We start from the raw sequence: 14,029 nt of genomic DNA, 5'->3' as shown, positions 1-14,029 counted from the left end.
CCTCCGTCACGGACGACCGGCCTTGCTCGGATCGACCTTGGGATAGCCCCGGGGCGCCATCGTCCCGGCGCCCCCGCGATGGCCGATCCACTTCGCCAGCTCCTCGCCCGCCACAGTCCGGGTGCGCCCGGCGCTGTCGGGCCAGGTGAGGCCGTCGGCGAGGCGGAAGATGACGACGGAGTCGAGGGCGCCGTCGCGGTACTTCTGCAGCCGCACGCCCTTGCCGCGGACCATCTCGGGAATTTCCGCCAGCGGGAACACCGTCATGAGCCGGTTGGTGCCGCAGGCGGCGACGTGGTCGCCCTCCCCCACCTCGACGACGAGGCTCGCGGTGGCCGGCTCGTCGAGGCCGATCACCTGCTTGCCCTTGCGGGTGTTGGCGACGAGCCCGTCTGCCGGGGTGACGAAGCCGCGCCCGTCGGTGGTGCAGAGCAGGAGCTTCACCCCGGGCTTGTGGGCCCAGACGGTGACGATCTCCGAGCCCTCGTCCATGTCGACCATCAGGCGGACCGGATCGCCGAAGCCGCGCCCGCCCGGAAGCTTGGCGGCCTCCAGCGTGAACACCTTGCCGTTCGAGGCCAGCACCAGGATCTTGGCGGTGGTCTCGGTCGGGAAGCTCACCTTCAGGGTGTCGTCACCCTTGAACTGCACCGCCGAGAGGTCGGCGACGTGGCCCTTGAGCGCGCGGATCCAGCCCTTCTGCGACACGATCACGGTGATCGGCTCGCGCTCGACCATCGCCTCGGAGAAGTCGATGCCCGAGGTGTCGGGCGGGTTTTCGAGCGTGGTGCGGCGCCGGCCGAGTGGGGTCTCGGGACCGTAGGTCTTGCGCACGCCGCGGATCTGCTTGGTGATCGCCTTCCACTGCAGGTCGTCGGAACCGAGCAGGCCGTCGAGGTCGGCCTTCTCGGCGGTCAGCGTGTCGAACTCACGCTTCAGCTCCATCTCCTCGAGCTTGCGCAAGCTGCGCAGGCGGGTGTCGAGGATGGCGTTGGCCTGCAGCTCGGTGAGTTCGAAGACCCGCATCAGCTCGGCCTTCGGCTCGTCCTCCTCGCGGATGATCTGGATCACCCGGTCGAGGTCGAGATAGACGATGAGCAGGCCGCCGAGGATCTCGAGCCGCCGCTCGATCTGGGCGAGGCGGTGGCGCGAGCGGCGCTGCAGCACGACACGGCGATGGTCGAGCCACTCGCGCAGCGCCTCGGCGAGGCCGATCACCCGCGGCACCGTCCCGCCGACGAGCACGTTCATGTTGAGCGAGATACGGCTCTCCAGCTCGGTGAGCCGGAACAGCGATTCCATCAGCACCACGGGGTCGACGGTGCGCGAGCGCGGCTCGAGCACCACCCGCACGTCCTCGGCCGATTCGTCGCGTACGTCGGCGAGCAGCGGCAGCTTCTTCTCGTGGAGAAGCTCGGCCATCTTCTCGATCAGCCGGGCCTTCGGCACGCCGTAGGGAATCTCGGTGACGACCACCACCCAGGTGCCGCGGCCGAGATCCTCCTTCTGCCAGCGCGCCCGGACCCGAAAACCCCCGCGCCCGGTGCGGTAGGCCTCGGAGATCGAGGCGGCGGAATCGATGACGATGCCGCCGGTCGGGAAGTCCGGTCCCTTGACGAAGGTAGTCAGCTGCTCCGACGTCGCGTCGCGGTGGCCGATGAGGTAGAGCGCCGCGTCGCACAGCTCCGCCACGTTGTGGGGCGGGATCGAGGTCGCCATGCCGACCGCGATGCCCTGCGAGCCGTTGGCGAGCAGGTTCGGGAAGGCCGCCGGCAGGACCACCGGCTCCTCTTCCTGCCCGTCGTAGTTCGGGCGGAAATCGACCGCGTCCTCGTCCATCCCCTCGAGGAGGAGGCGGGCAACCTCGGTCATCCGGCACTCGGTGTACCGCTGCGCCGCCGGGTTGTCGCCGTCGATGTTGCCGAAATTGCCCTGGCCGTCGACCAGCGGGTAGCGCTGGGCGAAGTCCTGCGCGAGGCGCACGAGCGCGTCGTAGACCGCGACGTCGCCGTGGGGATGGTACTTGCCGATCACGTCGCCGACGACGCGGGCGCACTTCTTGTAGGCGCTACCGGGATCGAGGCGCAGCAGCCGCATCGCGTGCAGGATGCGCCGGTGCACGGGCTTGAGGCCGTCGCGGGCGTCGGGCAGCGCCCGGTGCATGATGGTCGAGAGCGCGTAGGCGAGGTAGCGCTCCTCGAGCGCCGCCTTCAGGTCGACGTTCTCGATCCCGTCGCGATCGGAGGGTGGCTCGAAGGGCTTTCCCATGGGCGCAGATCAACTCACGATTTCGGCGGTCTCAAGACCAGAACATAACACGAACATCGACCGATGGCCAGGAACGCGACCAGGAACGCGGCCCGCGGCCGGGACCGCGGGTCAGTCCGCCCCGGCGGTCCCCAGGGCCACGAACCGCACCCGCTCCTCCGGCTCGGCGAGATCGTTCGGCCTCCAGATGTGCTGGTCGAGGAAATAAGCCGTTAAGGTAAAGCCTTGCTTGACCTCCCGGGGCGTCGGCACGTTGAGGCCGCGCCGGTCCGGCCGGTCGACCAGGAAGTCGGGCAGCGCCAGGAGCCGGTCGCGCCAGGGCTCGCCGGCCGCGGCGCTCACCGCCCGCCCGCTCCGCGGCGAGACGTAGGCGAGGTACTCGTTGGTGCCGGTGGCGGCGCAGGCCGACAGGTCGAGACCGAAGCCGAGCTCGGCGAGCATCGCCAGCTCGAAGCGGACCATCAGGGCGGGGGCCAGCTCGGGCTCGTGCAGATGCTCGATCAGCACGCGCGCGGCGGCGAACAGGGCCGGGTGCGGATCGCGCTCGGGCAGGAGCCGCATCAGCCCGGCGGCGTAGCCGATGCCATAGAGGGCGATCCGCGAGCCGATCAGCCGGGCACTGGCGCTCTCGATCGGCTCGACCGCGTAGGCGCCGAGCGACTCATCGAGCCGCGCCCGCCACACCGCCCGCACGAGGTTGCCGGGCTGGAGCACCGGCTGCATCCGCCGCGAGCGCCCGCCATGGACGAGCCCGAGATGGCGGCCGTGCTCGGCCGTCATCAGTTCGAGGACGACGCCGGTCTCGCCGTGCCGCCGCGCCCCGAGGACCAGCCCGTCATCCGTCCATTGCATGGGCTGGTCAATAGCCGCTCGGAGACCGGAATTGAACCGGGTTTCGCCACCGGGGCTCGACCCGTCTCGCGCCAGCCGGCACATCGCCTTCGACGCGATGCCTACTTCGAGAATTGTGCCTCGCTCATTCGAGCATTCGTCGCACGTCGTGCAGATCGGACACGACGCGATGGCAGAGACGCCACATCTCGTCGGTGGCAGGAAGCAAGTCGGGAACCATCACGGTGCGCATGCCCGCCGCCGAGGCCGATCGCACGCCATTGTGGGAGTCTTCGAGAGCCAGGCACTCTTCGGGCTTTACGCCCAGCACCTCGGCGGCTCGCAGGAAAGGATCCGGGGCCGGCTTGCCATGCACGTAGTCGCCAGCGGCGACGATCGCCTGGAAGCGTCCAGTCAAGCCATGCAGTGCCAGATTGTAGTCCACATCGACCCGACTCGACGATGTGCAAATGGCGCGAGGCAAACCCAGATCGTCAAGCTGCGCCAGCAGATCCATCACCCCCGGCTTCAAGGTGAGCGCACTTCTCAGGCCGACGCAATGGCGTTCCCACACCGCTTCGAACATGTCCACGTCACCCTGCGAACCGAGACGCGCCTGCAGCAACGCGCGGTTGGCGGACGATGGTCGTCCGACCAGCGTCAGGAAATCCTCCGTCGTGAACCCGCCCCCCAACTCCTTCGACGCAGCCATCATGGCGTCGTGAGCGAGCACCTCACTGTCGAACAAGAGCCCGTCCATGTCGAAGATCACGGCGGCTGGCAATGTCGACACACCGGTTGCTCTCATCGGAATGTCGCCCGCATCTTGGTGCACCTCACAAAACTCCCGCCGCAATGTCGCCACCACAGCAAGCCGAGGCGGTGATCGGGAGTTTTGTGAGAGACACTTAATCAGCCCTCGCACAGCATAACTCGAGGACCACCCTGCACGACCGGCGGTCCTTCGCATCGACACATCGATAGGATTCGACGCTGCACCGGCTCCGACCCCAAATCGGCACCGGCCCTCAGGCCGGCGGCAGCATCACGGCGAACCAGATCCGCGTGCCGCGCCCGGGTTCGCTCGCGACGTCGATCCGCCCGCCCATCAGTTCGACGAGGTGGCGGCAGATCACCAGGCCGAGGCCGCTGCCGCCGTAGCGGCGCCGGATCGACTCGTCGCCCTGGCCGAAGGGCACGAACAATCGCTCCTGCTGCGCCGCCGACATGCCGATTCCGGTGTCGCTGACCGCGAACAGGATCCGCCCCTCCCCGCTCCGCCCGGTCTCCGGGCTCACCGACAGGACGACCCGCCCGGCCGGCGTGAACTTGACCGCGTTGGTCAGGAGGTTGAGCAGCACCTGGCGCAGGCGCCCGACATCGCCGAGCACCATGGGTGGGGTCGCGGGGTCGCGCACCACCTCCACCGCCACGCCCTTGCGGGCGGCGGCGCCCCGAGCCACGGCGGCGGTGCCCTCCAGCAGGTCGGCGAGCAGGAAGGCTTCCGGGTCGAGGACGACCTGGCCGGCCTCGATCTGCGCGACGTCGAGCACGTCGTCGACGACCCGGATCAGGATCTCGCCGGCCTCCTGCACGGCGGCGAGGTGGCGCAGGGTCTCGGGCTCGCGCGAGCGGGTGAGCATGTGCTCGGTGTAGCCGAGGACCGCGTTGAGCGGGTTGCGGATCTCGTGGCTCATCATCGCCAGGAAATCCGACTTGGCGCGGTTGGCCTGCTCGGCGCCCTCCTTGGCGGTCGAGAGGGCCTGCTCGGCCCGCTTGCGCGGGGTGATGTCGAGGGTGAGGCCGACGATGCGCCCGCTCATGCCGTGGGCGTCGTCGAGAACGCGGCCGAGGCTCTGGATCCAGCGGGTGCCGCCGAGCTCCGAGGTCACCCGCACGTCGACCGAGAACGGGGTGCGGGTGGTGACCGCCCGGGTCACCGCGTCCCACAGCATGGCGCGGTCGTCGGCGTGGACCAGCCCGGTCCAGGCCGAGGAGGTGATGGTGCAGGCCTGGGCCGAGAGGCCGTGCAGCCGGGCGCCCTCGGCCGAGAGGGAGAGCGCGCCGGTGCGCATGTTCCAGTCCCACAGTCCGACGCCGGCGGCCTTGTGGGTGAGGAGCAGCAGGTTGGTGGTGGCCTCGAGCGCCTGGTTGTCGGCCACGACGTCGTCGACGTCGGCGGCGGTCATCATCCAGCCGGTGACGGCGGCGCCCTCGCGGATCGGCACCAGGTCGGTCTGGTGCCAGTGCCAGCGCCCGCTGGCGTCGCGCAGGCGGATCGTGAGGTCGTAGGGCTGGCCGGAGCGGATCGCCGAGGCGCGGGCCGCCGCGACCCGGTGGCGGTCCTTGGGATGGACGGCGCCGTCCCAACCGTCGGGCTCGCCGTGGCCGGACCCGATCTCCCGCGCCGCCCGGTTGGCGAAGCTGACCGCGCCGGCCTGATCGAGCACCCAGACCTTCTGCGGCAGGGCGTCGAGCAGCGCGTGCGACGCCGGTGAGGCGGGTCCCGGCGGGCGCTCCGGCGGCGCACGGCCGAGGGCGTCGTCCGGTCCGGCGACCGGTACGCCCTCGATCGGATGCGCGGTGCGCGCCGTCATCTGCTCTCCTCTCCGATCGCCCGCGGTGGGGAGACCGGCGTCCGCCTCGGCGGCTGCCACGCGGCCGGACGCCTTTCGCGTCCCGCCGAATCGGGTAAATCCCGACACAGGCTTCTGCTAACCTAGGGGCGCGTTTTGTCCAAGAGCATTACGGAGACTTCCAAAGCTTTCCCGGGTAAATTCGCCGCGATGTCATGACCTGTCGCCGGGGCTCCGACATCACGCGGGCACTTGCGGCCCTCCTGCCGGAAATAGCCTGGGCGAGCGAGGTCCGAACCGGGCTCTGCAGTCTCCGGGCGGCGCCCGGCAGGCAACGGCGCACCCGTTGAAGTAGAGGCGGGGCCTGTCATGGCCTCGCTGCTTGCATCCTGCCCGGTTACGGCGCGCGGGCGGCGAGCCCCGGGCAGGCGGCAGCCTCGATCCGCCCAGCGACGCGGTCGCGGGACCGCGCATCGAGGCCGAGATGGACCCCGTCCGGCGACAGCCGCATCCCGGCCGGGTCGCGCAGGTCCGCGAAGGCGTCGACGAACCGGCAGCCGGCCCGGCGGCACTCCTCCTCGATGATGCCCGAATAGGTGCCGGCGGCGGCGACGTCGTAGAAATGCGTCACGCCGGGGCGCCCGGCATCGAGGGGCGGGATCGGCGTCGCCACGACGGCCTGCGCCCGGGGCACCAGCTCGGCGAACAGCGCCCGCACCTCCGCCCGGAACTGCTCGGCCGCCCCGGGATGGCCGGCGCGCTGGCGCTCGGTGAGGTCGTTGGTGCCGATCGTCACCACGATCGCGTCCGGAGGCCGCGGCAGCGTGATCCAGCCGGCCACGGCCCGCAGGCCCGAGGTCCGCGTGCCCGCGATGGCGCCGTTGACGGCGGGGTGCCCGCACAGGGTCGGCAAGTAGAGCCGCTCCATCTGCGAATCCCCGAGGAGCAGGCTGTAGGGCCCCACGATCTGCTTGAGCACCCCGGAGACCGCGAAGGCCCGCGCCTCCCGGAACGCGGCCACGCCCTGGCCGCCATCGGACCGATGGCCGACCAGCAGGTATCCGCCGAGCCCCACCGCCACCAGGACGGCCGCCGCGGCGACTCCCAAAATTCTTTTTCGCACCCGCCGCGTCCGATCCCGACGCCCCCGATGCGGGCGCACAAGCGCTGACGGACGCGGGCCTGTCAATCGCGACGCACGCCGGCTGCCGGCTCGTCATCCGCCGGTTATCCACAGGCACGGCGTTTTCCCCCGACATCTTCACGCCTGATTCGGTGGTTCTGATCATGGTTGAGGGCAGGTCAACGGAGAGCCCGCGCCATGAAGCCTGTGGAGATCGACCCGTCCGAGGTGCGCGCACCCCGCCAGGACGCGTCCGAGCGCGCGACGCCGCGCCTCGGGCGTCCGGCGGTGCTGGCCGCCCTGGCCGTGGCCGGGATCGGCGGCTGCGCGGGGCTGGCCGTCGCGGCCTATCCGACGGTCAGCGCGCTGCTGCGGCCCAAGCCGACCGAGGTCCATTTCGGCCGCGTCGCCGACATGCCCGAGATCAAGGACGGCATCCCGGCCCTGCGGACGGGCCCGGCTCCGACCGTGCGCAAGGTCGAGATCCCGCCGGCGACGCCGCCGGCCGCAGCCGTCGCCCTGCTCGATCCGAAGCCGGCCGCGCCGCCGGCCTCCCTGTCCGTTCCGGCGCCTTCCGCCGACGTGGCCGCGACCGGAACCGCCCTGGTCGCGCCGCCCCCGCCCCCCGCCAAGGTCCCGGAGACGCCCCGTCCGGCGCCGGCGGCCAAGCAGGTCGTCGCGGCCCGGGAGGTGGCGACGCCCCGCGAGACCCCGGCGCCGGTGCGCCCGCGCGCCACCGAGCCCGCGCCGCTGCCCCCGGCCCGCGCGGTGCAGGCCAAGCCCGCCGCCCCGCGCGAGAAGACCGCCGAGGAGAAATCCGCGAAGGGCGAGACGTCCGCAAAGCCCGCCCATGCCCGGGAGGCCAGAGCGGAGACGCCGCGGCCCGCGCCGGCCAAGCCGGCGTCCGAGAAGGCCGCGGCCGAGAAGCGCCCGGCCGAGCGCACCGCCGAGAAGCCAGCCACCCGGCGCGAGAAGACCGACGCCGCGCAACGCACGGCCTCCGCTCAAGTCCCGGCTGCCGCGCCGCCGGAGGAGCCGACCCGCTTCCTGGGCGTGCCGCTCCCGGACCTCGCGCCGGCCGGCCGGGCGATCAAGGACACCGTGAAGGATACGGTGGACGCCGTGATCGCGTTCCCGAGCCGGCTCTGACCGGATTGCACGGGAACCGCCGGCTCGGGTGAGCCGGCGGCGTTCGTGATCGTGACGCGGTCGTCGGTCGTCCCGGGCGCTATCCCGCCCGGGCCGCGCCGTCGAGGAGTTCGAGCACCAGCCCGTCGCGATGCGGCCGGCCGTACTCGTCGATGGCCTCAACGGTGAGGCGATGGGTGCCTGCGCGCAGGTCCCGCGGCAGGCGCGCGGTCCAGAGATGCGAGCACGGCTCGGCCTTCACCCACGATTTCTTGGTCGCGGCGTTGCGGGCGTAGAGCGCGGCGACGAACGGGTCCGGCCGGCGCGTCCGGGTCATCGGGATGAGCGGCCCGTCGCCGATGCGGAACGCCACCATGCTGCGCGGCCCGCCATCGAACAGGTTGACCACCACGTTCGTGCCGCCCGCGCTCTCGGCCGGGATCGTCGCGCCGAGGAGCTCGTAGAGGCGCGTGTCCGGCAGCCGGGCGAGGTCGTCGCCGTGGAACTGGCTCTCCAGCACGATCCGCATCTGGCGGCCCGCATCGTCGCTCGCCGGGACGTAGCGGGTCGTGTAGGTCCGCCCGCCGGCGATGCTCAGCACGTGGAAGCCGTGCGGGGTGCCGTCGCGGCTGTCGGCGGTGGCGATGCCGCGCCGGTCCGGCGGGCCGCTCCACCACGAGCCCGAGACCGCGGTGAGGACGTGGTGGTGATGAGCGTCCCCACCCTCGGCGCCGGCCCGGCCGTCGGGCCCGAGGTAATGGTGCTCGGTGGTGTGGGTGTGGCCCGAGACGCTGACGGACGGGCGTCCGGCCAGCAGCCGCAGCAGCTGCGCCCGGTCGGCGGTGCTGTTGGCCGGATCGTCGGGCCCGAGATCGTTCGTCAGCGGGATATGCATCGCCACCACCACGAGGCGGTCGGCGGGCACCTGCTTCAGCAGGTTCTCCACGAAGGCGAGCTGGCGCTCGCCGATCCGGCCCTCGTAGCGCCCGCCCCGGCTCGCCGTGGCGGTGCGGGCACCGAGATAGTTTACGTTGTCGAGCATCAGGAACAGCACGCCGCCGTGTTCCAGCGCGTAGTACGGCGCCCCGAAGGTGCGCTTGAAGGTCTCGCGGGAATGGCGGGCGTCGGGCGCCTCGAAGTTGAGGTCGTGGTTGCCGCCGAGATGGAACCACGGCACGCCGATCTGCGCCATGATGCGGTTCTGGCGCGGATAGAGCGAGAGGTCGTCGAACAGCACGTCGCCGGTCGTCATGCCGAATGCGACCTTGCCGAATGCGACCTTGCCGAACGCACCCCGCGTGCCGAGCACCCGGGCGACCGCGGTGTCGCGCACGAAGGTCAGCTCGGCGTGGCTCTCCGGCTGGGGATCGGTGAACAGCACGACGTCGAAGTCGCCGCTCTCGGGGCTCCGCGTCAGGCCGAAATCGACGGATGCGGGCAGCGGTCCGGTCGGCGCGATGCCGGGATAGCGCAGGGCGAGGTCCGGCGGCGTGCCGGCCGGCTGGTGCAGGTAGGAGAAATGCGGCAATCCGTCGGGTCCGGGCGGCAGGGAAAATCCCGTCGGCTTGATCACGAAGATCACCGCCTCGTCGCCGATCGGCAGGGCGTAGCGCCCCTGCGCGTCGGTGCGGACCACCTCGCGACCGTTCGAGACCAGCACGTCGGGCAGGCCCGGATCGTCGGGCCCGCGCCGACCCTTGGCACCGCGATCCTCGTAGACGATGCCGGTGGCCTGGCCGGCGGCTCGACCGTCCCCTTGGCCGACGCTCGGCCCGCCGGTTCCGCTCCCCTGGGCCCGGGCCGCGAGGGGAGCCAGGGCCAGGGCCGTCGCTCCGGCCAGGGTGGTGCGACGGGTGAGGGTGTGGTGGTCCGTCATCGTGGCCTCGTCCTCCCGGCCGCCCTGCCCGCCGGGGCGGAGCGAGGCGACGCGCTGGTGCGGCCCGGAGGCAACCACGGCTCCTTGACGGTTCGGTGACGGCAGGGCTCAAGCCGCCCGCACGTGCTCCAGGAAGCGGGCGACGCCCCGACGGAGGTCCTCGGACTGGTGCGACAGGGCGGACGCGGCGGCGAGCACCTGGTCGGCGGCCACGCCGGTCTCGCCCGCCGTGCCGGCAACGCTGTCGACGGTCTGCGTCACCACCCGGGCGCCGTTCGCGGCGTGCGAGGCGTTATCGACGATGTCGCGCGTGGCGGCCCCCTGCGCGTCGACCGCCGTGGCGATCGCACTCGTCATCCGGCTGACCTCCCGGATACGGTCGGCGATGCCGCCGATCGCCGCCACCGCCTGGCCGGTGGCGCCCTGGATGCGGCCGATCTGGCCGCCGATCTCCTCCGTCGCCCGGCCGGTCTGGCTGGCGAGCTCCTTGACCTCGGCGGCGACGACGGAGAAGCCGCGCCCCGCCTCGCCGGCCCGGGCGGCCTCGATGGTGGCGTTGAGCGCGGGAAGGTTGGTCTGGCTCGCGATGGCATCGACGATGCCCACGACGTCGCCGATCTTGGCGACAGCCCCGTTCACCTGCTGCACCAGGGCGGCGGTGCGGCCCGCCTCGTCGGTGGCCGTGCGGGCAAGGTCCGCGAAGGCCGCGGCGCGCTGCCCGATCTCGGCGACCGAGGTGCCCAGACGGCCCGCCGCCTCGGCGACGACGCCGCCGACCGGCGCCTCGAAGCGGTCGGCCATCTCGCGCGACCCGGCGCGCCGCTGCGCCTCGGCCGGGGCGAGGTGCGAACGCAGTGAGCCTCGGAGGAGGGATCCAGTGATCTCGGAGGCTTCTGGAGCCCTCCTTCGAGGTCAGTCGATCAGAAATCGCGTGCGATCTCTGATCGCCGACACCTCAGGATGAGGTTGCTGGTGGGATAGGCTATATGGATCGGTCGAACAGTCTCTACCAGTTCTCAACCGACCATTACGGCAGGACTATCAGCGCTCCTCAATCGAACCCGGTCTTGCCGCCACGCAGCTTCTTCACGTCGCCGCGGCGGCCCTTGTCCTCCAGCCGGCGCTTCTTCGAGGCGAGGGTCGGGCGGGTCGGGCGGCGCGGCGTCGGCGGCACGGCGGCCTCGCGCACGAGGTCGACGAGGCGCTCGCGCGCCTCGGCGCGGTTGCGCTCCTGGGTGCGGTGGTTCTGCGCCGTGATGACCAGGACGCCGTCCGAGGTGAGACGCCGCCCGGCGAGCTTCATCAGGCGGATCGCCACGGCGTTCGGCAGCGAGGGCGAGCGGCGCACGTCGAAGCGCAGCTGAACCGCTGACGACACCTTGTTGACGTTCTGCCCGCCCGGGCCGGAGGCGCGCACGAAGCTCTCGTCGAGCTCGGACTCGTCGAGGGTGATCCAGGGCGTGCATTCGAGACCCAACGACCGGCGCTCCCGAGAACCTGTGCGAGACGATAATTCCCGCCGCCATCCCACGAAACCGGCGCGCGCGCTACATCCCGGTCGTGCCCAGACCCTCCGCCCCCGCCGCACCGACCCGCAAGGCCCGCTCGCGCAAGGCCCCTTCGCGCAAGGCGCCCTCCGACGAGGTGACCTCCGGCGAGGCGCCCGTTCCCGCGCCGGCCGCTCCCGAGCCGTCTCCCGCCTCGCCAACGGCCTTGCCGCCCGCCTTCGCGGAGTGGTTCGCGGCGCGCGGCTGGGCGCCGCGGCCGCACCAGCTCGCGCTGCTGGCGACGGCGCAAGACGGGCGCTCGGCCCTGCTGGTGGCGCCGACCGGGGCCGGCAAGACGCTCGCCGGCTTCCTGCCGACCCTGGTCGAGCTGGCCGAGGGCGGCGGCAAGGGCGGCCTGCACACCCTCTACATCTCGCCGCTGAAGGCGCTGGCGGTCGACATCGCCCGCAACCTCGAGGCGCCGGTCGCCGGGATCGGGCTGGAACAGACGATCCGGATCGAGACCCGCACCGGCGATACCCCGTCGCACAAGCGGACCCGGCAGGTTGCGCGCCCGCCCCACATCCTGCTGACCACCCCCGAGCAGCTGGCGCTGCTGATCGCCCACCGGGAGGCCGCCGCGCTCTTCCGCGGCCTCAAGCGGGTGGTGCTCGACGAATTGCACGCCCTCGTCACCTCGAAGCGCGGCGACCTCCTGAGCCTCGGCCTCGCCCGGCTGCACCGCCTCGCTCCGGGGCTCGCCACCACCGGCCTGTCGGCGACGGTGCGCGAGCCCGACGCGCTGCGGCGCTACCTGGTGCCGCAAGTCGCCGAGCGAGGCTCCGAGCCGGCGATGGCCGACCTGATCACCGTCGAGGGCGGGGCCCGCGCCGACCTGCACATGCTGGAGACCGGCCGCACCCTGCCGCTCGCCGGGCATACCGCCTGGCAATCGATGCCGGCCGTCTACGACCTGATCCGGGGCCACAAGCTGGTGCTGGTCTTCGTCAACACCCGGCTCCAGGCCGAGTACACCTTCCAGGAACTCTGGAACCTCAACGACGACGGGCTGCCGATCGCGCTGCATCACGGCTCCCTCGATGCGACGCAGCGCCGGAAGGTCGAGGCCGCGATGGCGGCCGGCGTGCTCCGCGCCGTGGTCTGCACCGCGACCCTCGACCTCGGCATCGACTGGGGCGATGTCGACCTCGTGATCAACATCGGCGCGCCGAAGGGCGCGAGCCGGATCATGCAGCGGATCGGCCGGGCCAACCACCGGATGGACGAGCCCTCGAAGGCCTATCTGGTGCCCGCCAACCGCTTCGAGATGCTGGAATGCCGCGCCGCCCTCGACGCGGTCGAGGAGGCGGCGCAGGACACGCCCGATCCCCGCATCGGCGCCCTCGACGTGCTGGCCCAGCACGTGCTCGGCATGGCCTGCGCCGGGCCGTTTTCCGAGGACGAGCTCTACGAGGAGGTCCGGGCTGCCTCGCCCTACGCCGACCTGACCCGCGAGGATTTCGCCCTCGTCCTCGATTACGTCGCCACCGGCGGCTACGCGCTCAGGGCCTACGAGCGCTTCGCCAAGATCCTGCGCGGGCCGGACGGGCTGTGGCGGGTGCGCGACGCCCGCACCGCGCAGCAGTACCGGATGAATGTCGGCACGATCATCGAATCGACCAAGGTCAAGGTGCGGCTCGCCCGGCGCAACCGGACGAAACCCGGCGCCGTTCTGCCCGCGGGCGGCCGGGTGCTCGGCGAGATCGAGGAGGATTTCGCCGAGACGCTGACGGTCGGCGACACCTTCCTGTTCGCGGGCGAGATCCTGCGCTTCGAGGGCCTGCACGAGGACGAGGCGCTGGTCACCCGCGGGCCACCCGGCACCGATCCGGCGATCCCGAGCTATGCCGGCTCGAAGTTCCCGCTCTCGACCTTCCTCGCCGCCCGGGTGCGGGCGCTGATCGCCGACCCGTTCGAGTGGGACCGGCTCCCGGCCCAGGTCGCCGACTACCTGGTGCAGCAGCGCCGCCGCTCGGTGCTGCCGGGCCCCCGTGACCTCCTGGTCGAGACGTTTCCGCGGGCCAACCGCCACTACCTCGCCTGCTTCCCGTTCGAGGGCCGCCTCGCCCACCAGACCCTCGGCATGCTGCTGACCCGCCGCCTGGAGCGGGCCGGGATGCGGCCCCTGGGGTTCGCCGCCAACGATTACGGCCTCGCGGTGTTCGGCACCCGCGATTTGTCGGACCGCATCGCCCGCGAGCCCGGCTTCCTCGATGGGCTGTTCGCCGAGGACATGCTCGGCGACGACCTCGAGGAATGGCTCGACGAATCCGCGATGATGAAGCGCACGTTCCGCCAATGCGCCGTCATCGCCGGCCTGATCGAGCGCCGGCATCCGGGCCAGCGCAAGACCGGGCGCCAGGTCACGATCTCGACCGACCTGATCTACGACGTGCTGCGCAAGCACCAGCCCGGCCACCTGCTGTTGCGGGCGGCGCGCCAGGATGCGGCAACCGGACTCCTCGACGTGACCCGCCTCGGTATGATGCTTGCGCGCATCCAGGGGCGAATCATCCACCAGGCCCTCGACCGGGTCTCGCCGCTCGCCGTCAACGTCATGCTCGAGATCGGGCGTGAGCGGGTCTACGGCGAGGGGGCGGACGAGATCCTGGCCGAGGCCGAGGCCGCTCTCCTCGGCGAGGCGCTGGCATGACGGAACAGAGACCGGAGGGCGCCCCGC

Annotated in this window: 9 protein-coding genes and 1 pseudogene; 2 read left to right on the top strand and 8 right to left on the bottom strand. The window is 71.8% G+C overall.

Annotation, left to right across the window (positions count from 1 at the left end; genetic code table 11):
- Positions 1-6 precede the first annotated feature (6 nt).
- The 5 genes from parC to V3T34_RS24470 all read right to left on the bottom strand — a co-directional run bounded on the left by parC (position 7) and on the right by V3T34_RS24470 (position 6,783).
- Entirely contained in the window at positions 7-2,268 is a 2,262-nt protein-coding gene (gene parC / locus V3T34_RS24490) for a DNA topoisomerase IV subunit A (RefSeq protein ID WP_060846593.1), read from the bottom strand.
- 111 nt (positions 2,269-2,379) lie between these two features.
- A complete protein-coding gene (recO, locus tag V3T34_RS24485) occupies positions 2,380-3,120 on the bottom strand; it encodes a DNA repair protein RecO (RefSeq protein WP_305077143.1) in 741 nt (246 codons plus the stop codon).
- Between the two features lie 124 nt (positions 3,121-3,244).
- Positions 3,245-3,934 carry an HAD family hydrolase gene (locus V3T34_RS24480; RefSeq protein WP_305077142.1) on the bottom strand — a complete coding sequence of 230 codons (690 nt, stop codon included), beginning with the start codon at positions 3,932-3,934 and terminating at the stop codon, positions 3,245-3,247.
- A 193-nt stretch (positions 3,935-4,127) separates the two neighbouring features.
- Positions 4,128-5,696 carry a PAS domain-containing sensor histidine kinase gene (locus tag V3T34_RS24475; protein ID WP_305077141.1) on the bottom strand — a complete coding sequence of 523 codons (1,569 nt, stop codon included), beginning with the start codon at positions 5,694-5,696 and terminating at the stop codon, positions 4,128-4,130.
- Positions 5,697-6,072: 376 nt separating this feature from the next.
- Complete coding sequence (locus V3T34_RS24470) at positions 6,073-6,783, bottom strand: SGNH/GDSL hydrolase family protein (protein WP_060846596.1); 711 nt, start codon at positions 6,781-6,783, stop codon at positions 6,073-6,075.
- A gap of 213 nt (positions 6,784-6,996) precedes the next feature.
- On the opposite strand from V3T34_RS24470, the gene V3T34_RS24465 reads away from it, so the two are divergent.
- The gene (locus tag V3T34_RS24465) at positions 6,997-7,947 is read left to right on the top strand and encodes a chemotaxis protein CheA (protein WP_305077140.1); all 951 of its coding nucleotides are present in this window, start codon (positions 6,997-6,999) and stop codon (positions 7,945-7,947) included.
- A gap of 79 nt (positions 7,948-8,026) precedes the next feature.
- Here the strand turns inward: V3T34_RS24465 and V3T34_RS24460 are convergent, their stop codons facing one another.
- The 3 genes and pseudogenes from V3T34_RS24460 to arfB all read right to left on the bottom strand — a co-directional run bounded on the left by V3T34_RS24460 (position 8,027) and on the right by arfB (position 11,279).
- Complete coding sequence (locus tag V3T34_RS24460; RefSeq protein ID WP_305077139.1) at positions 8,027-9,802, bottom strand: calcineurin-like phosphoesterase family protein; 1,776 nt, start codon at positions 9,800-9,802, stop codon at positions 8,027-8,029.
- A 108-nt stretch (positions 9,803-9,910) separates the two neighbouring features.
- Positions 9,911-10,642: pseudogene (locus V3T34_RS24455) on the bottom strand (methyl-accepting chemotaxis protein); the annotation flags it as partial.
- Between the two features lie 211 nt (positions 10,643-10,853).
- Entirely contained in the window at positions 10,854-11,279 is a 426-nt protein-coding gene (gene arfB / locus V3T34_RS24450; protein ID WP_060846599.1) for an alternative ribosome rescue aminoacyl-tRNA hydrolase ArfB, read from the bottom strand.
- A 236-nt stretch (positions 11,280-11,515) separates the two neighbouring features.
- Between arfB and V3T34_RS24445 the strand changes: the two genes are divergently transcribed.
- Positions 11,516-14,002: a ligase-associated DNA damage response DEXH box helicase gene (locus V3T34_RS24445; protein ID WP_331369309.1), complete on the top strand. Its 2,487-nt coding sequence runs from the start codon at positions 11,516-11,518 to the stop codon at positions 14,000-14,002.
- Positions 14,003-14,029 lie beyond the last annotated feature (27 nt).

The sequence above is a fragment of the Methylobacterium ajmalii genome (assembly GCF_036448855.1).
Lineage (GTDB): Bacteria > Pseudomonadota > Alphaproteobacteria > Rhizobiales > Beijerinckiaceae > Methylobacterium > Methylobacterium ajmalii.
The sequence above is the reverse complement of the archived record's forward strand: the minus strand, read 5'-3'. Positions and strand labels throughout refer to the sequence as shown.

Bases quoted from the DNA above. Each gene is read 5' to 3' on its own strand.
- parC (WP_060846593.1), bottom strand. From the start codon at position 2,268: ATGGGAAAGCCCTTCGAGCCACCCTCCGATCGCGACGGGATCGAGAAC.
- recO (WP_305077143.1), bottom strand. From the start codon at position 3,120: ATGCAATGGACGGATGACGGGCTGGTCCTCGGGGCGCGGCGGCACGGC.
- V3T34_RS24475 (WP_305077141.1), bottom strand. From the start codon at position 5,696: ATGACGGCGCGCACCGCGCATCCGATCGAGGGCGTACCGGTCGCCGGA.
- V3T34_RS24465 (WP_305077140.1), top strand. From the start codon at position 6,997: ATGAAGCCTGTGGAGATCGACCCGTCCGAGGTGCGCGCACCCCGCCAG.
- V3T34_RS24460 (WP_305077139.1), bottom strand. From the start codon at position 9,802: ATGACGGACCACCACACCCTCACCCGTCGCACCACCCTGGCCGGAGCG.